Here is a 22,640-nt window from a genome sequence, read left to right as displayed (position 1 = left end):
TTATAACAAAAAAAGAGGCCGTAGCCTCTTTTTCAGTTTCATTGGAAAGCTGCGGTCAGCCTTTGCCAATGCTGATGTTGTTGTTGCAAATGATACTTAAATTCGTGGTAGCGCTGTTTAAAATCAGCCGATTGATATTGCTCAATCAAGGCTTGCTTTTTCTGGACAACAAATTGCTTTTTAAGCTGATAGAAATCCTGCATTCTGGCAACCAGTAACTCATACTCTCGTTCCAGTAGTTGCAACAGTTGTTCAGAATTGGGCAGTAACTGGGCTTTTTGCTGGGCACGTAGCAATTGCATTTTAGCTTTGGCCATTGCAATACGTTCTTCCGGTACTATGCGCAAGTTACGAGTCAGGCCAACAAAACTGGCTGTTTTAATTAACCATTTCGTGGGGTCAAACTGCCACCACCTGATACCATTTCTGTAATCATATTCGAATATATGGTGGTAATTGTGATAGCCCTCGCCATAAGTAAGAAAAGCCAGTACACCATTGTCCCGGGCAGAGTTTTTGTCGGTATAGGGTTGGCTGCCCCAGATGTGAGCTAATGAGTTAATAAAAAATGTAAAGTGATGACTCAATACCAGCCTTAATACGCCTACACTGAGGATCATGCCCAGCATATTACCGCTTATCCAGCCAAGTATTACCGGAACGCCGATGTTGGTGGCTATGGTTAGTGCCAGGTAATGCTTGTGCTGCCAGGCAACAACCCGATTTTTTTGTAAATCCCGGACATTGGAATAATCGTTATAAACATCGCCCTGATAATCACGCAGCATCCAGCCAATATGGCTGTACCAGAATCCGCGACCAGCAGAGTAGGGGTCTTTATCATTGTTATCGACGTGCCGATGATGATCCCGGTGATCTGACGACCAATGCAGTGCGCTGTTTTGCAAAGCGAAGGCTCCGCCAATAGCAAAAGCCCATTGCAAAATGGGATGCGCATCGTAGGTTTTATGGGCCCACAGGCGGTGATAACCGGCAGTGATTGACATACCACAATAGCCGAGAGCTAAAATAGTTGCGATAATTTCAAACCAGCCAAACCCTATCGCAACGGCATACCAGGGTACGGCGATAGCCGCCACTAAAAAGGTCAGGCTGAATAAAATGGTGGTGGTCCAGATAATTGGAGCTTTTTTCATATAGGGCACTTTGAGCTTACAACTGTACGCCAATTTAACTAGCCAGCAGGGTCAGGTCAAGGTATATAATAGCTATTTTTTCGATAGGATGTGCCGTGAGCAGAGCGCAACAGAAGGAAAGAACTCGTAAGGCAATAATAGAAGCCGCTTTTTCTCAACTGAGTGCAGAAAAAAGCTTTGCCAGTTTAAGTCTGCGCGAAGTTGCCAGAGAGGCAGGAATAGCGCCAACGTCGTTTTACCGGCACTTCGCTGATATGGACGAGCTAGGCTTAACCTTAGTAGATGAAGCCGGTTTGATGCTGCGTCAATTAATGCGCCAGGCGCGGCAGCGTATTGAAAATAATGGCAGTGTTATCAGCACGTCTATTGAAACCTTTATGGAGTTTGTTACCGGTAATAGTAATGTCTTCAGGCTGTTGCTGCGCGAACGTTCAGGCACATCTGCCGCTTTCCGTGCTGCAGTAGCTCGCGAAATTCAACATTTTTCTGCTGAGCTGGCACATTATTTACGAAAAGAAACTGCCTGTCCGGATGAGTTGGCACAGCTACAGGCGGAGGCGATGGTAACGTTGGTATTTCATACTGGTGCTGACGCCCTTGATGCACCGCCTGAACAATATGCCAGTTTAACCAGCCGCACCGTCATTCAGTTGCGTTGGCTTGCACATGGCGCGGCCAGCTATGGTAGGAGTAAAATTAAAAATTAACGTTTTTGCAACCAAAGCCCAGTCTCAACATGGTGGCTATAAGGAAACTGATCAAACAATGCTGCAGTGACAATCCGATGTGTTGTAGAAAGACTTTGCAGGTTGTCGGCAAGCGTTTCCGGGTTACATGAAATGTAAATAATATCATTGAAACGACTGACCAATTGCAATGTATCCGGGTCTAACCCAGCCCGTGGCGGGTCAACTAGTATAGTGTTAAGCGCCATGCTTGCCAGTTCGATATGCTTCAATGCCGTACCGCTAATCAGAGCTTTTGACACATCTTCGGCAGACATTTGCAATACTTGAACATTATCAATGTTATTCAGCTTGATATTGTACTGAGCTGATTTTATAGATGTTCTTGAGATTTCAGTCGCTACGACCTGATTGAAGTAGCTCGCCAATGCCAGTGAAAAATTGGCATTGCCACAGTAAAGCTCAAGTAAATCGCCATCAAGTTGACTGGCTATTTGCGCAGCCCAGCTCAGCATTTGCTGATTAACTCCGGCATTTGGCTGAGTAAAGCTGCCTTCTATTTGCTGGTAGGCCAGTGTTTTACTGCCCACAGTAAAGCGTTCCGTGACAAAGTCTTCTTTAACAACAATTTTTTGCTTGCGGGCCCGGCCGATAATTTTAACGGGCCATTCAGGCATTAACTCAGCAGTTAACACGTTTGCCGCTTCCTGCCACTGCTCGTCGAGTTGTCTTTTATATATCATACTGATAAGCAGCTCACCTGATAACGTTGCCAGGTAGTCCAACTGATACAGCTTGTAACGTAGCGCATGGTTATACTGAATTTTGCTAAGTAATATTGGCATAAAGTCAGCTATTAACTTCGATGCTACCGGAAAATAATCTATCCGGACCTTTTGTTTGGTTTCAGGATCAAACATCGCATGGTAAATATCATCACCATCATGCCAAATACGAAACTCAGCACGTTGCCGGTAATGCGTATCGTCAGAACGGAAAACATCTATTTCAGGCAAAGAATAGGGTGAGAAAAGCTGCTGTATCAACAACTTCTTATTGTCTAACTGGGTTTCATATTCTGCGGGAAATACCTGACCTATTCGCATACAGTTCTCTGCTTATTGTAAAGGCAGTATTTTAGGTGTTTTTACGTACGACGCAAACCCAAGTTTGAGTGACTGGTGACAATTAAGGAATAGTCGGGCTTAGACGCCGGTATAAAACCGGCGTGAATATAGTTGACCTGGAGCGATACTCAGATTTCTTCTGTTATGCTTATTCTTGGTTATCGTCTTCCTGACGCTCTTTTGCTTCGCGTACTTTTAATGTTCTTTCATGAAATTCGAAGTCGTTAAGTTTGTTTATCATAATAGAGGCATCTTTGGCTGAAACTTCAACAAAACCAAAACCACGACGACGACCCGTTTGTCGATCTTTCATTAAGCGGACATTCTTAACGGCACCATAAGAAGAAAATAGCTCTTTGACCGCGTCCTCATTTGCCCGATAAGGCAGATTGCCAACATATAAAGTTGCTGTGTCGCCAGTGAATTCCTGACTAGTGACGCTGGGGGAGGCTGCGGCACCTTTAACATCGACCAAAACCGGGACCAAGATACCAGCGAGTAAGACACCTATAACAACGAACCAAGCCTGGTTAATTTCCAGAGTGAAAAATGCGAAAGCGAAATAAGCCAGCACAGCCAATGCCAGAGTATAAGGTAATGAAGCACGTAAAGTTGGTAGCATAATCAATTCCTAAATACAGAGAATAAAAAAGAGCTTATTTATAATAAGCGAAACTATATTAACGGTTAGATCTTAAGCAGCCAATAGAAAAAATTCTTTATTTTAAACAACATTGCTCTAAAACTATCCAAAAAGTGTGATTTATAAGCAGTTAGTGACTAAAGTTGTATTTTTAAGGGAAAAACTCTTGCGCCAGTTGTTAAGCGCCCTATAATGCGCGCCATGCCAAGGGGTTCTGCGCTAAGCAGGCTTCGGGTGAGATAAGCCGGATTGCAAAAATCTTTAAAAAAGACCCTTGACAGTCAGGTTTAAATCACTAAAATGACGCCCTCGCTTCAGGGTGGTAACGAAAGCCCCGAAAAGCGACGTTAGCAGTGTTAAGTAAGAAACACGTCAAACGCGACAAGCTGTTTAGTAAAAAAGACAACTTATCACGCTTGACTTAAAATCTGGGAAGTGTAACATACGCCTCCCGCTTCAAACGAGTTTGAAGCACGCTCTTTAACAATTAGCAATCAATTATCTGTGTGGGCACTTATAATGATGTTCGTGTAAACGAAACAAATCAGTATGAGTGACCAAGTTATAAAGATTTAGTCAGTAATGCTGAGCTGAGACTTTTGTCTCGAAAAAACTTTAATTGAAGAGTTTGATCATGGCTCAGATTGAACGCTGGCGGCAGGCCTAACACATGCAAGTCGAGCGGTAACATGCCTTCGGGTGATGACGAGCGGCGGACGGGTGAGTAATGTATAGGAAGCTGCCCGATAGAGGGGGATAACCACTGGAAACGGTGGCTAATACCGCATAATGTCTACGGACCAAAGTATGGGACCTTCGGGCCATATGCTGTCGGATGCACCTATATGGGATTAGCTAGTTGGTGGGGTAATGGCTCACCAAGGCGACGATCCCTAGCTGGTTTGAGAGGATGATCAGCCACACTGGAACTGAGACACGGTCCAGACTCCTACGGGAGGCAGCAGTGGGGAATATTGGACAATGGGCGCAAGCCTGATCCAGCCATGCCGCGTGTGTGAAGAAGGCCTTCGGGTTGTAAAGCACTTTCAGCGGGGAGGAAGGGTGTTGTGTTAATAGCACAGCATTTTGACGTTACCCGCAGAAGAAGCACCGGCTAACTCCGTGCCAGCAGCCGCGGTAATACGGAGGGTGCAAGCGTTAATCGGAATTACTGGGCGTAAAGCGCACGCAGGCGGTCTGTTAAGTCGGATGTGAAAGCCCCGGGCTCAACCTGGGAATTGCATTCAAAACTGGCATGCTAGAGTATGTGAGAGGGGGGTAGAATTCCAAGTGTAGCGGTGAAATGCGTAGAGATTTGGAGGAATACCAGTGGCGAAGGCGGCCCCCTGGCACAATACTGACGCTCAGGTGCGAAAGCGTGGGGAGCAAACAGGATTAGATACCCTGGTAGTCCACGCCGTAAACGATGTCTACTAGATGTTCGTGGTCTTGTACCGTGAGTATCGCAGCTAACGCATTAAGTAGACCGCCTGGGGAGTACGGTCGCAAGATTAAAACTCAAATGAATTGACGGGGGCCCGCACAAGCGGTGGAGCATGTGGTTTAATTCGACGCAACGCGAAGAACCTTACCTACTCTTGACATCTACGGAAGTTAGCAGAGATGCTGATGTGCCTTCGGGAACCGTAAGACAGGTGCTGCATGGCTGTCGTCAGCTCGTGTTGTGAAATGTTGGGTTAAGTCCCGCAACGAGCGCAACCCTTATCCTTAGTTGCCAGCACGTAATGGTGGGAACTCTAGGGAGACTGCCGGTGATAAACCGGAGGAAGGTGGGGACGACGTCAAGTCATCATGGCCCTTACGAGTAGGGCTACACACGTGCTACAATGGTACGTACAGAGGGAGGCAAGCTGGCGACAGTGAGCGGATCTCATAAAGCGTATCGTAGTCCGGATTGGAGTCTGCAACTCGACTCCATGAAGTCGGAATCGCTAGTAATCGTGAATCAGAATGTCACGGTGAATACGTTCCCGGGCCTTGTACACACCGCCCGTCACACCATGGGAGTGGGTTGCAAAAGAAGTAGGTAGCTTAACCTTCGGGAGGGCGCTTACCACTTTGTGATTCATGACTGGGGTGAAGTCGTAACAAGGTAACCGTAGGGGAACCTGCGGTTGGATCACCTCCTTACCTATAACGAGCTCGTTTTAAGTGCTCACACAGATGATTGATTGCATGAGATAGAGCAAATAAAAATGTTTTATTGCGAAGGATGTTTTGTTTAGCGCAAGGCACACGCCGAGCGAAGGAAGGAGTTTACGAGAAGTAAATGACTGACTGAGCGAGAAGTGTAACGCGGCGATAAGGAAAACAGACAAGCAAGAACGGGTCTGTAGCTCAGGTGGTTAGAGCGCACCCCTGATAAGGGTGAGGTCGGTAGTTCGAGTCTACTCAGACCCACCAAATTTGATTGATGCTTCGTTGCTTAATTACTCGCATACCTAAGTATGCTTCGTAACTAAGCGCCTTGCCTGAATCAAATTTACTTAGTCAGAAAGACTTAGAGCGAGAAGTTTAAGCTTAGGCAAGCCGACTGAGGAGCAAGTAAGGGAGTTTACATCAGGTAAATGACCGAGCGAGCGACGAACCAAGGCGAAGCATAAGGTTAAAATCCGAAGCTATAAGAGGGGTTATAGCTCAGCTGGGAGAGCGCCTGCCTTGCACGCAGGAGGTCAGCGGTTCGATCCCGCTTAACTCCACCAACCTTATTTATGCGTTGTTGCAGCGAACCTCACATACCTAAGTATGCTTCGGTTCACCGCGCCTAGCCTAAATAACGTTGGCTAAGAAAATTGCTCTGGAAGTTCAAAAAAGATAGTACTTTTATAGTGTTATGTTTTTTGAGTTTAATCTCAAACTGCTCTTTAACAATTTGGCAAGCTGATGTAAAAAGTAACAAACTAAGGTTACATTTAATTGTATACCTTACTCACAGCTGTGCACTTCAAGACATCTTGGGGTTGTATGGTTAAGTGACTAAGCGTACACGGTGGATGCCTTGGCAGTCAGAGGCGATGAAGGACGTACTAACCTGCGAAAAGCTGTGGGAAGCCGGTAAGAGGCGTTAGACCCGCAGATATCCGAATGGGGAAACCCAGCGCATTTATGCGTTATCGTTACATGAATACATAGTGTAACGAGGCAAACCGGGAGAACTGAAACATCTAAGTACCCCGAGGAAAAGAAATCAACCGAGATTCCGTTAGTAGCGGCGAGCGAACGCGGATTAGCCCTTAAGCTAAATTGGTGTTAGTGGAATCCTTTGGGAAGAGGAGCGATACAGGGTGATAGCCCCGTACACGACGATGCCATGTAGTGAAAACGAGTAGGTCGGGACACGTGTTATCCTGACTGAACATGGGGGGACCATCCTCCAAGGCTAAATACTCCCAGTTGACCGATAGTGAACCAGTACCGTGAGGGAAAGGCGAAAAGAACCCCTGTGAGGGGAGTGAAATAGATCCTGAAACCGTGTACGTACAAGCAGTGGGAGCCCCTTCGTGGGGTGACTGCGTACCTTTTGTATAATGGGTCAGCGACTTACATTATGTGGCGAGGTTAACCGAATAGGGGAGCCGTAGGGAAACCGAGTCTTAACTGGGCGTTTAGTTGCAAGGTGTAGACCCGAAACCGGGCGATCTATCCATGAGCAGGTTGAAGGTTGAGTAACATCAACTGGAGGACCGAACCCACTAATGTTGAAAAATTAGGGGATGACTTGTGGATCGGAGTGAAAGGCTAATCAAGCCGGGAGATAGCTGGTTCTCCTCGAAAGCTATTTAGGTAGCGCCTCGGACGAATACCACTGGGGGTAGAGCACTGTTTGGGCTAGGGGGTCATCCCGACTTACCAACCCCATGCAAACTCCGAATACCAGTGAGTACTATCCGGGAGACACACGGCGGGTGCTAACGTCCGTCGTGGAAAGGGAAACAACCCAGACCGTCAGCTAAGGTCCCAAAGTCATGGTTCAGTGGGAAACGATGTGGGAAGGCATAGACAGCTAGGAGGTTGGCTTAGAAGCAGCCACCCTTTAAAGAAAGCGTAATAGCTCACTAGTCGAGTCGGCCTGCGCGGAAGATGTAACGGGGCTAAAACATTCACCGAAGCTGCGGACTTGTGCTTGCACAAGTGGTAGAGGAGCGTTCTGTAAGCCGTTGAAGGTTATCCGGGAGGATGGCTGGAGGTATCAGAAGTGCGAATGCTGACATGAGTAACGATAAGGGGAGTGAAAAACTTCCCCGCCGAAAGACCAAGGGTTCCTATCCCATGCTAATCAGGGTAGGGTGAGTCGGCTCCTAAGGCGAGGCTGAAAGGCGTAGTCGATGGGAAACAGGTTAATATTCCTGTACCGGCCAATACTGCGATGGGGGGACGGAGAAAGCTAGGCAGGCGCGGCGTTGGTAGTCCGCGTGAAAGTATGTAGGTTGGACGTTTAGGTAAATCCGGATGTCTAAGACTGAGATACGAGACGAGTGTCTAAGGACACGAAGCTGTTAACGCTATGCTTCCAGGAAAAGCCTCTAAGCTTCAGGTATTGGCGACCGTACCCTAAACCGACACAGGTGGTCAGGTAGAGCATACCAAGGCGCTTGAGAGAACTCGGCTGAAGGAACTAGGCAAAATAGTACCGTAACTTCGGGAGAAGGTACGCTCTTTGTTGTGAAGGACTTGCTCCGTAAGCAATAGAGAGTCGCAGTGACCAGCTGGCTGCAACTGTTTATTAAAAACACAGCACTCTGCAAACTCGCAAGAGGACGTATAGGGTGTGACACCTGCCCGGTGCCGGAAGGTTAATTGATGGGGTTAGCGCAAGCGAAGCTCTTGATCGAAGCCCCGGTAAACGGCGGCCGTAACTATAACGGTCCTAAGGTAGCGAAATTCCTTGTCGGGTAAGTTCCGACCTGCACGAATGGTGTAATGATGGCCAGGCTGTCTCCAGCCGAGACTCAGTGAAATTGAAATTGCGGTGAAGATGCCGTATACCCGCGGCTAGACGGAAAGACCCCGTGAACCTTTACTATAGCTTGGCACTGAACATTGACCCTACATGTGTAGGATAGGTGGGAGGCTTTGAAGTTTGAACGCTAGTTCAGATGGAGCCGTCCTTGAAATACCACCCTTGTATGTTTGATGTTCTAACGTGGGCCCCTGGATCGGGGTTGCGGACAGTGTCTGGTGGGTAGTTTGACTGGGGCGGTCTCCTCCTAAAGAGTAACGGAGGAGCACGAAGGTTGGCTAAGTACGGTCGGACATCGTACGGTTAGTGTAATGGTAGAAGCCAGCTTAACTGCGAGACAGACACGTCGAGCAGGTACGAAAGTAGGTCATAGTGATCCGGTGGTTCTGTATGGAAGGGCCATCGCTCAACGGATAAAAGGTACTCCGGGGATAACAGGCTGATACCGCCCAAGAGTTCATATCGACGGCGGTGTTTGGCACCTCGATGTCGGCTCATCACATCCTGGGGCTGAAGTCGGTCCCAAGGGTATGGCTGTTCGCCATTTAAAGTGGTACGCGAGCTGGGTTTAGAACGTCGTGAGACAGTTCGGTCCCTATCTGCCGTGGGCGTTGGATGATTGAGTGGAGTTGCTCCTAGTACGAGAGGACCGGAGTGAACGAACCGCTGGTGTTCGGGTTGTCATGCCAATGGCACTGCCCGGTAGCTACGTTCGGAACGGATAACCGCTGAAAGCATCTAAGCGGGAAGCCGGCCACAAGATGAGTCATCCCTTAGACTTCGAGTCTACTAAAGGGTCGTTGGAGACCACAACGTTGATAGGTGAGGTGTGGAAGCGTGGTGACACGTTAAGCTAACTCATACTAATTGCCCGAGAGGCTTAACCATACAACGCCCAAGATGTTTTAAGACGCGAGAAAGCGTTTAGAAGTACAGTTGTGAGTAACTGAATATCAGCTTGCTAAATAAAGATGGAACGACAGTTATTATCAAATACATCCCTGTATTTGACCGGCAAGCCGGCCGCACTAAAGTGCGTTAAAACGTTGTTCCTGACACGTTTTTGCCTGGTGGCAATAGCGCTGTGGACCCACCTGATCCCATTCCGAACTCAGAAGTGAAACGCAGCTGCGACGATGGTAGTGTGGCATTCGCCATGCGAGAGTAGTACACCGCCAGGCTCCCAATTCAATAAAACAGCCCCTCTCGCAAGAGCAGGGGCTTTTTTATTGGCTGTGATTTGGTGGTGGACTGCTCGTAGAGTAGTACAGTGATGCCGGTCTTTCGACAAGCCAACAGTTTGGCTTGTCGCCGGCAGAACGCCCCGAGCTCTGCGAGGGGCATGAAGGCTCCCAATTCAAGCAAAAGGCCTACCCTAACCGGTCGGTCTTTTTGCGTTGAAGCGCCTGCGGCGCACTACACTCGCATGGCAGCCACAGCCCCTGCGGGGTGTGGCATTGCGAGACACTTCCCTGTGTTTCGCCCTTCGGGCCGTCGCTTCGCAACGTCCTAAAACGCTCCCGGCGTTTTAGTCGCCGTGCTACTACTGTGCGCTGAGTCACTTCCCACTTTGTAAAGGAGGATTGAGGGGATTTGCTTTAGCTATTTATCAGTTTTACAATAACGCCTTATATTTTCAGTGGCCTTACTATGCATATCCTCCACGATCAGCCCGCAGAGCTTTATTCTACTTTCCGTTTAAAAACTCGCCTGGCTACCGTTATCGAAGTTAATTGTTTGGCTGATTTGGAAAAGGTAGATACTTGTTCATCTACCCCACTGGTATTGGGTGAGGGTAGCAATACCGTTTTTCTGCAAGCGCAAACCAGGTCAATAGTGCGTTTTACCGGTGCTAGTATCACAGAGAAGTGGTTGGATGATAACTGTTGTTTACTGCATGTCGAAGCTGGCCATAACTGGCATCAGCTAGTCACTACTACAGTTGAAAGGCAACTATGGGGTATTGAGAACCTGGCGCTAATTCCTGGCTCTGTTGGCGCTGCGCCGGTTCAAAATATCGGGGCTTATGGCGTTGAACTGGCAGATGTCTGTGCTTATGTCGACTACTTTCATTGGCAGACGAAAAGCTTACAGCGATTGACGACAAGTGAATGCAATTTTGGTTATCGGGACAGTGTGTTCAAACACCATTTAACCGGTAAGGGGATCATTGTTGCAGTAGGGATAAACTTAACCAAAATTGCTAAGCCGGTGCTTAGTTATCAGGGTTTGGTTAATCTACCAGCAACTAGCTCTATTTATGAGATATATCAAAAGGTAATAGCTACCCGCAACAGTAAACTGCCCGACTACCGGCAGCTGCCCAATTGCGGAAGTTTCTTTAAAAATCCGCTAATTAGCAGAGCTGATTATCAGCGATTACAACGTGCCTACCCGACGATGCCAGGCTACGCGCAACCGGATAGCCAGGTAAAAGTGCCTGCGGCCTGGCTAATCGATCAACAAGGTTTTAAGGGACATCAAATTAATGATATTGCTTGTTACCCTAAGCAACCACTGGTGTTGGTTAATTATGGAGGAGGTCGTGCTGAAGACTTATTACAACTGATTGCTGAGATCCAGGCTAAAGTGAGTTCAGCTTACCAAATAAGTTTAGAACCTGAAGTTAGGTTATTAATGCGTGACGGTCAGCAATATGTCTAAAGCGAGTCTGCTTTGTCAGCGTCAGTTATTGCAGTATCTGGCAGATGGAGGCTTTTACTCGGGCCAGTGGCTCGCGGAGCAACTGGGCGTTAGTCGTACTGCGGTAGCAAATTACCTGAACGACCTGAAACAGCATGGCCTTGAGGTATTCAGTGTTAAAGGGCGCGGTTATAAACTAGCGTATGCTATTCAGCTGCTAGATGCATCAAAGATTAAAGCTATACAGACAATGGTTAAGGCGCCGATTCTGGTGCAGCATATCACAGACTCCACTAACTGCCAGCTGTTACAAAGGTTGGAGGCCGGGCACATAGTCGAACCAGGCAGTGTTATTGTTGCTGAAGCGCAGTCTGCCGGACGTGGCCGACGAGGGAGGTCGTGGTATTCGCCTTTTGGCGCCAATCTGTACTTTTCCTGTTACTGGCGACTTGAGCAAGGTGTATCTGCAGCGATGGGATTAAGTTTAGCCGTTGGTTTGGCCATTTGCCGGCTATTGCAACAGCAGTATCAACTTGACGCCAAGGTTAAGTGGCCAAATGATATTTACGTAAATGACAAAAAAATTGCCGGTATATTGGTAGAGCTATCAGGTACCCTTGACGCGAGCTGTAACGTGGTCATAGGTATAGGTTTGAATATTGGTATGCCAGAACATAGTAAGCAGCATATTGATCAGCCATATACTGATCTTCGGACAGAGTCGATGCAACAGGTTGATCGAAATAACTTGGTTGTTGAGTTACAACGTCAGGTTGTTAACGTGCTACAGGACTTCGCTATTACTGGTTTTGCGCCCTTTGTTGCCGAATTTAACCAACATGATTTATTCGAGAACCGTAAGGTAACCCTGGTCTCAAAATTACCGATATCCGGAATATGCCGTGGTGTAGATAAGCAGGGTGGTATCATTATTGAAACTGAAAAATCTACTGACGTACATTATGGTGGTGAACTCAGTTTACGGGCGGGGGAATAGATGTATTTATTGCTGGATATTGGTAATACCCGTGAAAAAGCAGCGTTATTTAATGCGGGTAATATAAGTGCTTTACCTCAACTAACAGCAGATAGCTTAAAGGCGCTGCCTATTGTTGCAGTCTATTTTGCCTGTGTCGCCAATGATGGCCGCTTAAATGCACTAAAAGTCAAACTCGAGCTGGACAATATACCCTGGCGTCAGGTTGGGTCAGAAGCACAGGCTTTCGGTGTAATAAACTGTTATGTAGAACCCCATTTGCTTGGGGTCGATCGCTGGTTGGCGTTGCTGGCTGCAAAGCAGCTTTTTAACGGGCAAGCTGTAATGGTTGTCGATGCGGGCACGGCACTGACCATTGACTGGCTTGATGAAACGGGTATGCATCAGGGTGGCTGGATTATACCTGGGCTGCGTTTGCAGCAGCAAAGTGTGGTGCAGCAAACGGCGAAAGTATTTAATAAAGAGCTATTGGACGCCAGGGTGATCCCCGGTAGAGAAACTATATCATGTCTGCAAAATGGCTGTCTGGCAGCTGTAGTTGGGGCAATACAGCAGGGTTGGCGACTAAACAAGGCTAAGCGTTTAATATTAACGGGGGGAGATGCCTTGTATTTAAAACCGCAGTTGGCAGATTTAACCGTGACGATTGAACCTTTATTGATTTTTCAGGGTCTTGCCCGATATATTGACCATTAACCCTTTATTTGCGCAGGAATTGAGCGGTCAGACAAGAAAAACATGCTTTTTTGGTTTTTTCTGTTGCGCCGCTTCCGGCATTCTACTAGAATTCGCACCCACTGACGTAGTGCCGCTTTAGCTCAGTTGGTAGAGCAACTGACTTGTAATCAGTAGGTCATCCGTTCGACTCGGATAAGCGGCACCATTAGTGGAGGGGTTCCCGAGTGGCCAAAGGGATCAGACTGTAAATCTGCCGGCACTGCCTTCGAAGGTTCGAATCCTTCCCCCTCCACCATTCAGTCAGCCAAATAGCTACGAGTAGGCCGCGGGCATCGTATAATGGCTATTACCTCAGCCTTCCAAGCTGATGATGCGGGTTCGATTCCCGCTGCCCGCTCCAAAACATGTTACATGCTGATATAGCTCAGGCGGTAGAGCGCATCCTTGGTAAGGATGAGGTCCCCAGTTCGATTCTGGGTATCAGCACCATCTTGTTCGCCTCTCGTTGTTATAAAACTCAATTTTTAAAACCGCCGTTTTGTTTAATAAGGGTTACTTATGGCTAAGGCTAAATTTGAACGCGTAAAACCGCACGTAAACGTAGGTACTATCGGCCACGTTGACCACGGTAAAACTACTCTGACAGCTGCTATCACTAACGTATTAGCTAAGACATACGGCGGTCAGGCATTTGCTTTCGATCAAATCGACAAAGCACCGGAAGAAAAAGCCCGTGGTATCACTATCAACACGTCACACGTTGAATACGATACCCCAACTCGTCACTACGCTCACGTAGACTGCCCGGGTCACGCTGACTATGTTAAGAACATGATCACTGGTGCGGCGCAGATGGACGGTGCAATTCTGGTTGTTGCGGCGACTGATGGCCCTATGCCACAGACACGTGAGCACATCCTGTTATCACGTCAGGTAGGCGTACCTTACATCATCGTGTTCATGAACAAGTGTGACATGGTAGATGACGAAGAGCTGTTAGAGCTGGTAGAAATGGAAGTGCGTGAGCTGCTTTCAGACTACGACTTCCCAGGTGATGATTTACCGGTAATCCGTGGTTCAGCGCTGAAAGGCCTGGAAGGCGATGCTGAGTGGGAAAAGAAAATTCTGGAGCTGGGTGAAGCGTTAGACACGTACATCCCTGAGCCGGTGCGTGCGATTGACAAGCCATTCATCATGCCAATTGAAGACGTATTCTCAATTGCTGGCCGTGGTACTGTAGTAACAGGCCGGGTAGAGCAAGGTATCATCAAAGTCGGTGAGACAGTAGAAATCGTTGGTATCAAAGACACAGTAGCGACGACCTGTACTGGTGTAGAAATGTTCCGTAAGCTGTTAGACGAAGGTCGTGCCGGCGAGAACATTGGTGCCTTGTTACGTGGTACTAAGCGTGAAGACGTAGAGCGTGGTCAGGTATTGGCTAAGCCAGGTTCAATCAAGCCACACACTAAGTTCGAAGGCGAAGTGTACGTGTTGTCAAAAGAAGAAGGTGGTCGTCATACGCCATTCTTCAAAGGCTACCGTCCACAGTTCTATTTCCGTACTACAGACGTAACTGGCGCAGTTGAATTGCCAGAAGGCGTAGAAATGGTCATGCCAGGCGACAACCTGAAGTTTGTTGTTGAGCTGATTTGCCCAATCGCGATGGACGAAGGTTTACGCTTCGCAATCCGTGAAGGCGGCCGTACTGTAGGTGCTGGTGTTGTATCTAAAATCATTGCTTAATTCTTAACTGAATAGCAGTAATGTAAAGAAGGCTCCCCTAAGGAGCCTTTTTTGTTACAAGCAATTAAATTGGGCTAAAACTTAACAGGATAGGCACAGTACGCTTGTTTTAGTTAGCTGAGACAGTATAATGAGCGGCTATTTAATGGCTGGGTAATGATACAGCTATTTAAAAGATTGAAGGGGCATAGTTCCAATTGGTAGAACAGCGGTCTCCAAAACCGATGGTTGGGGGTTCGAATCCCTCTGCCCCTGCCAAATTTAAGGTAGTAGCTGATTATAGCTATGCCTGATAGTTTATAACGACTGGCATGATACACGCCAAATTGAAGTGAGTTAGAGCATGAGCGTTGCGAGCGAAAATCCAAAAAGCGGGCTTGATCTGGTTAAATGGTTATTAGTTTTTGTTATTCTGTCATTAGCAGTTGTCGGTAACTACATTTTCGAACTGGGTGCGTTAGAGCGAGCTATAGCTATTGTTGTGCTGGTAATTATTGCTGGCGTAGTCGCTGGTCAAACCCACAAAGGCCGTACATTTATCAATTTCGCTAAAGAGTCTCGTTCTGAAATCCGTAAGGTTGTTTGGCCTACCCGCCAGGAAACAATGCAAACTACGCTGGTAGTAATAATAGCCACTATTATTATGGGCTTATTATTATGGGGCCTGGATGCTATTTTATTACGGGTTGTTTCTTTCTTTACCGGATTGGGGATCTAAAGCATGGCTGCAAAAATGCGTTGGTATGTCGTACAAGCGTTTTCAGGATTTGAGCAACGGGTTGCCACATCGCTGCGTGAATATATCAAACTTAACGAGATGGAAGACAAGTTCGGTGAAGTATTAGTGCCTACCGAAGAAGTCATTGAAATGCGTGCCGGCCAGAAGCGTAAGTCCGAGCGCAAGTTCTTCCCCGGCTATGTATTGGTACAAATGGAAATGTGTGAGGAAGCTTGGCACTTAGTGAAAAGCGTGCCGCGGGTTCTCGGTTTCATTGGCGGTACCTCAGACCGTCCCGCACCTATTTCTGAAAAAGAAGCAATGACCATCCTCAATCGTCTGCAGGACAATGCAGATAAACCGAAACCGAAAACCCTGTTTGAAGCGGGTGAAGTGGTTCGGGTTACTGAAGGTCCATTCGCTGACTTTAACGGCGTAGTCGAAGAAGTTGACTACGAAAAGAGCCGCGTAAAAGTGTCAGTATTAATTTTTGGCCGTGCTACCCCAGTAGAGTTGGAGTTTGGTCAGGTCGAGAAAGCCTAAACTTATTAGTTGTAACGGGGCGCTGATTAAAATATAATCTGCGCCCTTTTTATCGTCAGGGGAGCCGTTTGAGTAAGTGTCCTCGCATTTACAAGGCTACGACCCTATAACAGAGGTGAAACATGGCAAAGAAAGTCACAGCACTTATTAAGCTGCAGGTTAAAGCCGGTATGGCAAACCCTTCGCCGCCAGTTGGTCCAGCATTGGGTCAGCACGGCGTGAATATCATGGAATTCTGTAAAGGCTTTAACGCCCGCACTGAAAGCCTTGATAAAGGTATGCCGATCCCAGTAGTAATTACTGTATACAGCGATCGTTCTTTCACATTCGAAACCCGTACCCCGCCAGCGTCGTTCCTGCTGTTAAAAGCAGCGGCCCTGAAGAGTGGTTCTGGTCGTCCGAATACCCAGAAAGTTGGCAAGGTTACAGCTGCACAGATTGATGAGATCGTTAAGATCAAACAACCTGACTTAACAGCTGCAGATCATGCTGCTGCGGTGCGTACCATTGAAGGTACTGCTCGTTCAATGGGCTTAGTGGTGGAGGGCTAATCGATGGCTAAATTAACAAAACGCGCTAAGTTAATCCGCTCTAAAGTAGATGTAACTCGCGAATATGACATCAACGAAGCTGTTGCTTTGTTAAAAGAATTAACTGCCGGCAAGTTCGTTGAGAGCGTTGACGTTGCCATTAACCTGGGTATTGACGCTCGTAAGTCAGACCAGAACGTGCGTGGTGCAACCGTACTGCCACATGGTACTGGCCGTACGGTCCGTGTTGCGGTATTTACTCAGGGTGCTAACGCTGAAGCGGCTAAAGCTGCTGGCGCTGACATCGTAGGTATGGAAGACTTAGCTGAACAAGTTAAGAAGGGCGTAATGGACTTTGATGTCGTTATCGCTTCTCCGGACGCTATGCGGGTTGTTGGTATGTTAGGTCAGATCTTAGGCCCACGTGGTTTAATGCCTAATCCTAAAACCGGTACTGTTACGCCTAACGTTGCTGACGCTGTTAAAAATGCAAAAGCAGGTCAAATCCGTTACCGCAATGACAAGAATGGTATTATCCATTCAACTATCGGTAAAATCGACTTCGATGCTGACAAGTTAAAAGAAAACTTAGAATCATTGCTGATTGCATTAAAGCGCGCCAAACCTTCAGTAGCGAAAGGTATTTTCATTAAGAAAGTAACCATTTCATCTACTCACGGTGCCGGCATGACGTTAAACCAGGCCTCTCTGAGCGCGGTGGTTTAAGGCTTAGCTTTACAGCTGGGCGGTATTGTTCTATAATCCCGCCCTCAAAAAATTCGGGTAGAAGCGCCAGTTAACCGTGTTAAAACGGCCAATAGGTGCTTCCGTCCAAGACCGTAGGTGCAATAAAGCGCAAGCTGCATTGCTTAAAACAACAACCTACGCAGACGGTGCAGGCCCCAGAACGAATTAAATTCAATCTGGTCTCACCGTAAATCGCGCGCCTTCGGGTAATCGGAGGCGATGTGTAGGCAACCGGATAAATATTATCCGGATGAACCAGGAGTTAAGAGCCAATGGCTATAAAGCTTGATGACAAAAAAGCAATTGTTGCTGAAGTCCAGGAAGCTGCCAAAGGTGCTTTATCTGCGGTAGTCGCAGACGCTCGTGGTGTCACTGTAGGCAACATTACTGCCTTGCGTAAGCAGGCCCGTGATGCTGGTGTTTGGATGAAAGTGGTCCGTAACACCTTAGTTCGCCGTGCAGTAGATGGCACCGAGTTCGAGTGTCTGAAAGATGCATTCGTAGGCCCGACACTGATTGCGTTCTCTAAGGAGCACCCAGGTGCTGCAGCGCGGATCTTCAAAGATTTCGCGAAAGATAACAAACAGTTCGAGCTGAAAAGTGCCGCTTTTAATGGCGAAACAGTAAGCATTGATGTTTTAGCATCGTTACCAACTTACGACGAAGCTATTGCACGCTTAATGAGCACTATGAAAGAAGCAGCAGCCGGCAAACTTGTACGTACAATTGCCGCGGTTCGCGACCAAAAACAGGATCAAGCCGCGTAATTTTGCGTGTTGTTTGATGAGTGGAATTTAATTCGGGATCCGTCCCCTAATTTAGGAATCTGAGCAATGTCAGTGACTAAAGATCAAATCTTAGATGCTATCGCAGCAATGTCTGTAATGGATGTAGTTGAATTAGTATCTGCAATGGAAGAAAAGTTCGGTGTATCTGCCTCTGCCGCTGTAGCTGTTGCTGCTGGCCCGGCTGCTGCCGCTGAAGAACAAACAGAATTCAACGTAGTTCTGGCTGCTGTTGGCCCTAACAAAGTATCTGTTATCAAAGCAGTACGTGGTGCTACCGGCTTAGGCCTGAAAGAAGCGAAAGACCTGGTTGAGTCAGCTCCTGCTGCCATCAAGGAAGGCGTTTCTAAAGATGAAGCAGCTGCTCTTAAGAAAGATCTTGAAGAAGCTGGTGCATCTGTTGAAGTTAAATAATCCGGTAAAAACCGGGTTAACTGCCTGAAATTCGGGCTGGGCTGGTGATGAATTAATCACCGGCCTTTTTGCGCTGTGGGACAATGATTTCCCCACCCCTGCTGTTACCATGTCTGGTAGCAATAAATTACCGGTAATTCGGTAGTTGGGAAAAAAATCAGCAAGCTGAGGAACCCCATGACTTACTCTTATTCTGAGAAGAAACGTATCCGTAAGGACTTCGGCAAACGTCCGGAAGTACTGGATGTGCCATACCTGCTATCGATTCAAATCGAGTCTTTCAGCAAATTTATCGAGCCAGATCCGGAAGGTGAATACGGTTTAGAAGCCGCGTTCCGCTCTGTATTTCCAATCAAAAGCTATTCAGGCAGCGCGGAATTGCAGTATGTCAGCTACCGCATTGGGGAACCTGTTTTTGATGTAAAAGAATGTCAAATCCGTGGCGTTACCTATTCTGCGCCATTGCGTGTGAAGCTGCGGATGGTGTTATTTGATAAAGAAGCACCAGGCACGATTAAAGATATCCGTGAACAAGAAGTTTACATGGGTGAAATCCCGCTGATGACCGAAAATGGTACCTTTGTCATTAATGGTACTGAGCGGGTTATCGTTTCTCAGCTGCACCGCAGCCCGGGTGTATTTTTTGACCACGACCGTGGTAAAACGCACTCTTCCGGTAAAGTGTTATATAACGCCCGCGTTATTCCTTACCGTGGTTCTTGGTTAGACTTTGAGTTTGATGCCAAAGATAATCTGTTTGTCCGGATTGACCGTCGCCGTAAATTACCGGCAACTATTTTATTGCGGGCGCTGGAATTCAGCACAGAAGAAATTCTGGCTACCTTCTTTGAAAACACTAAGTTTGAAGTTAAAGAAGGTAAGTTGTTGATGGAAGTGGTTGCCAACCGCTTACGCGGTGAAACAGCCGGTTTTGATATTAAAGACAACGATGGCGAAGTGATTGTTGAGCAAGGCCGTCGGATCACTGCCCGTCATGTGCGTCAGCTGGAAAAAACCGGCCTGACTATGATGGAAGTTCCACATGAATATGTAGTGGGCCGGGTTCTTGCTAAGAACTACGTTGACACCAGCAGTGGTGAAATTGTTGCCGAAGCGAATGCTGAATTAACTCTGGATATGTTAGCCAAGTTGACTAAAGCAGGTTATGACAGTTTTGAAACGCTGTACATTAACGATTTAGACCAAGGTTCTTACGTTTCAGAAACTATCCGGATTGACCCAAGTAACAACCGGATTGAAGCGCTGGTAGAAATCTACCGGATGATGCGCCCAGGCGAGCCACCAACGCGTGAAGCCGCTGAAACCCTGTTTGAAAATTTGTTCTTCTCTGAAGATCGTTACGATCTGTCAACTGTTGGCCGGATGAAGTTTAACCGCCGGGTTGGTTTTGAAGAAAACATTGGTGCCGGTGTACTGAGCAAAGAAGATATCCTGGCAGTAATGAAGGTGTTAATCGACATTCGTAACGGTAACGGCGAAGTTGATGATATTGACCACTTAGGTAACCGTCGGATCCGTTCTGTTGGTGAAATGGCCGAGAACCAGTTCCGGGTCGGTTTGGTCCGGGTAGAGCGGGCAGTGAAAGAACGTCTGTCACTGGGCGATTTAGATGCCGTAATGCCACAGGATTTAATTAACGCCAAGCCAATTTCAGCTGCCGTTAAAGAGTTTTTCGGTTCCAGCCAGCTGTCACAGTTTATGGACCAGAATAACCCGCTGTCAGAAGTGACGCACAAGCGTCGTATTTCTGCATTAGGCCCGGGTGGTCTGACTCGTGAACGTGCAGGCTTTGAAGTACGGGACGTACACCCAACTCACTATGGCCGGGTTTGTCCGATTGAGACACCTGAAGGTCCGAATATCGGTCTGATTAACTCGTTGTCAATGTTTGCTCAGACTAACGAATATGGTTTCCTAGAAACCCCGTACCGCCGGATTGAAAACGGTATTGTAACTGACGAGGTCGATTTCCTGTCAGCGATTGAAGAAGGTAACTTTGTTATCGCTCAGGCTAATGCTGAACTGAATGACGAAAACCGTCTGTCAGAAGAGTTAGTGCCTTGTCGCTATAAAAACGAATTTACCCTGATGCCATCATCAGAAGTTCAGTATATGGACGTTGCACCACAGCAAATCGTATCGGTTGCCGCGGCGCTAATTCCATTCCTTGAACACGATGATGCTAACCGGGCCCTGATGGGTTCGAACATGCAACGTCAGGCTGTGCCAACTCTGCGAGCTGATAAGCCGCTGGTAGGTACCGGTATTGAGCGGGTAGTAGCGAAAGATTCAGGCGTAACAGTAGTAGCAAAGCGTGGTGGTACAGTTGACTATGTCGACGCCAGCCGTATTGTTATTAAAGTACACGAAGAAGAAATGATCGCCGGTGAAGCCGGTATCGATATCTACAACCTGACCAAATACACCCGTTCTAATCAGAACACCTGTATTAATCAGCGTCCTTGCGTTAACCATGGCGAGCCTATCGAACGTGGTGATGTATTGGCTGATGGCCCGTCTACCGACTTAGGTGAACTGGCGTTAGGTCAGAACCTGCGCGTGGCATTTATGCCGTGGAACGGTTACAACTTCGAAGATTCGATTTTGTTATCTGAGCGTCTGGTACAGGAAGATCGTTTAACCACTATTCATATTCAGGAATTAAGCTGTATCGCCCGCGATACTAAGCTTGGGCCTGAAGAGATTACCGGTGATATCCCGAACGTCGGTGAGTCTGCGCTTTCCAAACTGGACGAAGCGGGCATCGTGTATATCGGTGCTGAAGTAAAAGGTGGCGACATTCTGGTAGGTAAAGTTACCCCTAAGGGTGAAAGCCAGTTAACCCCGGAAGAAAAACTATTACGAGCTATCTTCGGTGAAAAAGCGTCTGATGTTAAAGACACCTCGCTGCGGGTACCAAACTCAGTAACAGGTACCGTTATTGACGTTCAGGTGTTTACCCGTGATGGCGTAGAGAAAGACAAGCGCGCCCGCGAAATCGAGGAAATGGAAGTCAAACAGGCTAAGAAAGACCTGAATGAAGAATTCCGGATCCTGGAAGCCGGTATTTATGACCGTGCCCGTAACCTGCTGGAGCAAAGCGGTTTAGACCGCGCCAAGCTGGATACGTTAAAAGGCGATGCGCTGTTTAATCAGAGCCTGAGCGACGAAGACAAGCAAAACGATTTAGAGCAGTTAGCGGCCCAGTACGAAGAAATTCGGGTTGAGTACGATAAAAAGTTCGAATTAAAACGCCGTAAAATTACCCAGGGTGACGATTTAGCGCCTGGCGTATTGAAAATTGTTAAAGTGTATCTGGCGGTTAAACGTCGGATCCAGCCAGGTGATAAAATGGCGGGTCGTCACGGTAACAAAGGTGTTATTTCAACTATCGTCCCGGTTGAAGATATGCCATATGACGAAAAAGGTCAGCCGGTTGATATCGTGCTGAACCCGTTAGGTGTTCCGTCACGGATGAACATCGGTCAGATTTTGGAAACTCACCTTGGCTTAGCGGCGCGTGGTATCGGTGATAAAATTGACGGTATGATCAAAGATCAGAAAGAAGTGGCTGAAATCCGCGACTTCCTGGTTAAAGTGTATGCCTTAGGGGAATCACGCCAGAACGTTGATGTTGCCAGCTTTACTGACGATGAAGTTCGTCGCCTGGCGCAAAATCTGCGTAAAGGCCTGCCAGTGGCAACACCGGTATTTGATGGTGCTAAAGAATCAGAAATCAAAGAGTTATTAACACTTGGCGATTTACCAACCAGCGGTCAGATCACCTTATATGATGGTCGTACCGGTAATACTTTCGAGCGGAAGGTAACGGTTGGCTACATGTATATGCTGAAACTGAACCACTTAGTTGACGACAAGATGCACGCGCGTTCTACCGGTTCTTACAGTCTGGTTACTCAGCAGCCGCTGGGTGGTAAGGCACAGTTCGGTGGTCAGCGTTTCGGTGAGATGGAAGTGTGGGCGTTAGAAGCTTATGGTGCGGCTTATACCCTGCAGGAAATGCTTACTGTTAAGTCTGATGACGTCAACGGTCGTACTAAGATGTATAAAAACATCGTTGACGGCGACCACAGAATGGAACCTGGCATGCCAGAATCTTTCAACGTACTGATGAAAGAAATCCGTTCGCTCGGTATCAATATCGAATTGGAAGAGGAATAAACCGACAGTTAGTTGGCGGGGCAGTGCGCTGCCCCATTCCGGTTT

The 22,640-nt window shown here is 47.4% G+C and carries 15 protein-coding genes, 7 tRNA genes and 3 rRNA genes; 22 read left to right on the top strand and 3 right to left on the bottom strand.

What is annotated here, in order from left to right:
- Nucleotides 1–38: 38 nt before the first annotated feature.
- Nucleotides 39–1,157, bottom strand: coding sequence for a fatty acid desaturase (locus KG631_RS02490; RefSeq protein WP_213995056.1), 1,119 nt, complete (start codon nucleotides 1,155–1,157; stop codon nucleotides 39–41).
- Nucleotides 1,158–1,252: 95 nt separating this feature from the next.
- On the opposite strand from KG631_RS02490, the gene fabR reads away from it, so the two are divergent.
- On the top strand, nucleotides 1,253–1,864 hold the full coding sequence (fabR, locus tag KG631_RS02485) for an HTH-type transcriptional repressor FabR (protein ID WP_213995055.1): 612 nt from the start codon (nucleotides 1,253–1,255) through the stop codon (nucleotides 1,862–1,864).
- Here the strand turns inward: fabR and trmA are convergent.
- Both trmA and KG631_RS02475 read right to left on the bottom strand, forming a co-directional pair.
- Nucleotides 1,861–2,949, bottom strand: a complete 1,089-nt coding sequence (gene trmA, locus KG631_RS02480; RefSeq protein WP_213995054.1) for a tRNA (uridine(54)-C5)-methyltransferase TrmA — start codon at nucleotides 2,947–2,949, stop codon at nucleotides 1,861–1,863. The two genes, fabR and trmA, sit on opposite strands and share 4 nt — an antisense overlap.
- 169 nt (nucleotides 2,950–3,118) lie before the next feature.
- Nucleotides 3,119–3,592, bottom strand: coding sequence for an RNA-binding protein (locus tag KG631_RS02475; RefSeq protein WP_213995053.1), 474 nt, complete (start codon nucleotides 3,590–3,592; stop codon nucleotides 3,119–3,121).
- A gap of 637 nt (nucleotides 3,593–4,229) precedes the next feature.
- Here KG631_RS02475 and KG631_RS02470 point away from each other — a divergent pair.
- The 21 genes from KG631_RS02470 (at nucleotide 4,230) to rpoB (ending at nucleotide 22,595) form a co-directional block, all read left to right on the top strand.
- Nucleotides 4,230–5,764: ribosomal RNA gene (locus KG631_RS02470) — 16S ribosomal RNA — on the top strand.
- A gap of 196 nt (nucleotides 5,765–5,960) precedes the next feature.
- A tRNA-Ile gene (locus KG631_RS02465) sits at nucleotides 5,961–6,037 on the top strand.
- A gap of 223 nt (nucleotides 6,038–6,260) precedes the next feature.
- Nucleotides 6,261–6,336 (top strand) — tRNA-Ala (locus tag KG631_RS02460).
- Between the two features lie 264 nt (nucleotides 6,337–6,600).
- A 23S ribosomal RNA gene (locus KG631_RS02455) occupies nucleotides 6,601–9,482 on the top strand.
- A gap of 178 nt (nucleotides 9,483–9,660) precedes the next feature.
- A 5S ribosomal RNA gene (gene rrf / locus KG631_RS02450) occupies nucleotides 9,661–9,775 on the top strand.
- The 16S, 23S and 5S rRNA genes sit together here with 2 tRNA genes alongside, the layout of an rRNA operon.
- 469 nt (nucleotides 9,776–10,244) lie before the next feature.
- Nucleotides 10,245–11,258 (top strand): UDP-N-acetylmuramate dehydrogenase, encoded by a 1,014-nt coding sequence (murB, locus tag KG631_RS02445; protein ID WP_213995052.1) that lies wholly within the window; start codon nucleotides 10,245–10,247, stop codon nucleotides 11,256–11,258.
- Nucleotides 11,251–12,234 carry a bifunctional biotin--[acetyl-CoA-carboxylase] ligase/biotin operon repressor BirA gene (gene birA, locus KG631_RS02440; protein WP_213995051.1) on the top strand — a complete coding sequence of 328 codons (984 nt, stop codon included), beginning with the start codon at nucleotides 11,251–11,253 and terminating at the stop codon, nucleotides 12,232–12,234. Before murB ends, birA begins: the two co-directional genes overlap by 8 nt.
- Nucleotides 12,235–12,930, top strand: a complete 696-nt coding sequence (locus tag KG631_RS02435; protein ID WP_213995050.1) for a type III pantothenate kinase — start codon at nucleotides 12,235–12,237, stop codon at nucleotides 12,928–12,930.
- 111 nt (nucleotides 12,931–13,041) lie between these two features.
- Nucleotides 13,042–13,117 (top strand) — tRNA-Thr (locus KG631_RS02430).
- A gap of 5 nt (nucleotides 13,118–13,122) precedes the next feature.
- Nucleotides 13,123–13,207, top strand: a tRNA-Tyr gene (locus KG631_RS02425).
- 30 nt (nucleotides 13,208–13,237) lie between these two features.
- Nucleotides 13,238–13,312: transfer RNA gene (locus KG631_RS02420), tRNA-Gly, on the top strand.
- A gap of 13 nt (nucleotides 13,313–13,325) precedes the next feature.
- Nucleotides 13,326–13,401 (top strand) — tRNA-Thr (locus KG631_RS02415).
- 69 nt (nucleotides 13,402–13,470) lie between these two features.
- Nucleotides 13,471–14,655 (top strand): elongation factor Tu, encoded by a 1,185-nt coding sequence (gene tuf, locus KG631_RS02410; RefSeq protein WP_097113087.1) that lies wholly within the window; start codon nucleotides 13,471–13,473, stop codon nucleotides 14,653–14,655.
- Between the two features lie 181 nt (nucleotides 14,656–14,836).
- Nucleotides 14,837–14,913: transfer RNA gene (locus tag KG631_RS02405), tRNA-Trp, on the top strand.
- A gap of 85 nt (nucleotides 14,914–14,998) precedes the next feature.
- Nucleotides 14,999–15,373, top strand: a complete 375-nt coding sequence (gene secE / locus KG631_RS02400) for a preprotein translocase subunit SecE (RefSeq protein ID WP_213995049.1) — start codon at nucleotides 14,999–15,001, stop codon at nucleotides 15,371–15,373.
- Nucleotides 15,374–15,388: 15 nt separating this feature from the next.
- The gene (gene nusG, locus KG631_RS02395) at nucleotides 15,389–15,916 is read left to right on the top strand and encodes a transcription termination/antitermination protein NusG (protein ID WP_026349551.1); all 528 of its coding nucleotides are present in this window, start codon (nucleotides 15,389–15,391) and stop codon (nucleotides 15,914–15,916) included.
- A gap of 122 nt (nucleotides 15,917–16,038) precedes the next feature.
- Nucleotides 16,039–16,467 carry a 50S ribosomal protein L11 gene (gene rplK / locus KG631_RS02390; RefSeq protein WP_019677781.1) on the top strand — a complete coding sequence of 143 codons (429 nt, stop codon included), beginning with the start codon at nucleotides 16,039–16,041 and terminating at the stop codon, nucleotides 16,465–16,467.
- 3 nt (nucleotides 16,468–16,470) lie between these two features.
- Nucleotides 16,471–17,172, top strand: a complete 702-nt coding sequence (gene rplA, locus KG631_RS02385) for a 50S ribosomal protein L1 (protein WP_019677782.1) — start codon at nucleotides 16,471–16,473, stop codon at nucleotides 17,170–17,172.
- A 293-nt stretch (nucleotides 17,173–17,465) separates the two neighbouring features.
- Entirely contained in the window at nucleotides 17,466–17,960 is a 495-nt protein-coding gene (gene rplJ, locus KG631_RS02380) for a 50S ribosomal protein L10 (RefSeq protein WP_097113092.1), read from the top strand.
- Nucleotides 17,961–18,026: 66 nt separating this feature from the next.
- The gene (gene rplL / locus KG631_RS02375; protein WP_097113091.1) at nucleotides 18,027–18,392 is read left to right on the top strand and encodes a 50S ribosomal protein L7/L12; all 366 of its coding nucleotides are present in this window, start codon (nucleotides 18,027–18,029) and stop codon (nucleotides 18,390–18,392) included.
- 177 nt (nucleotides 18,393–18,569) lie between these two features.
- Nucleotides 18,570–22,595, top strand: coding sequence for a DNA-directed RNA polymerase subunit beta (gene rpoB, locus KG631_RS02370; protein ID WP_213995048.1), 4,026 nt, complete (start codon nucleotides 18,570–18,572; stop codon nucleotides 22,593–22,595).
- Nucleotides 22,596–22,640 lie beyond the last annotated feature (45 nt).

Source organism: Arsukibacterium sp. (assembly GCF_018402695.1).
Classification (GTDB): Bacteria; Pseudomonadota; Gammaproteobacteria; order Enterobacterales; family Alteromonadaceae; genus Alishewanella.
This window is presented reverse-complemented; position numbering and strand designations above follow the sequence as displayed.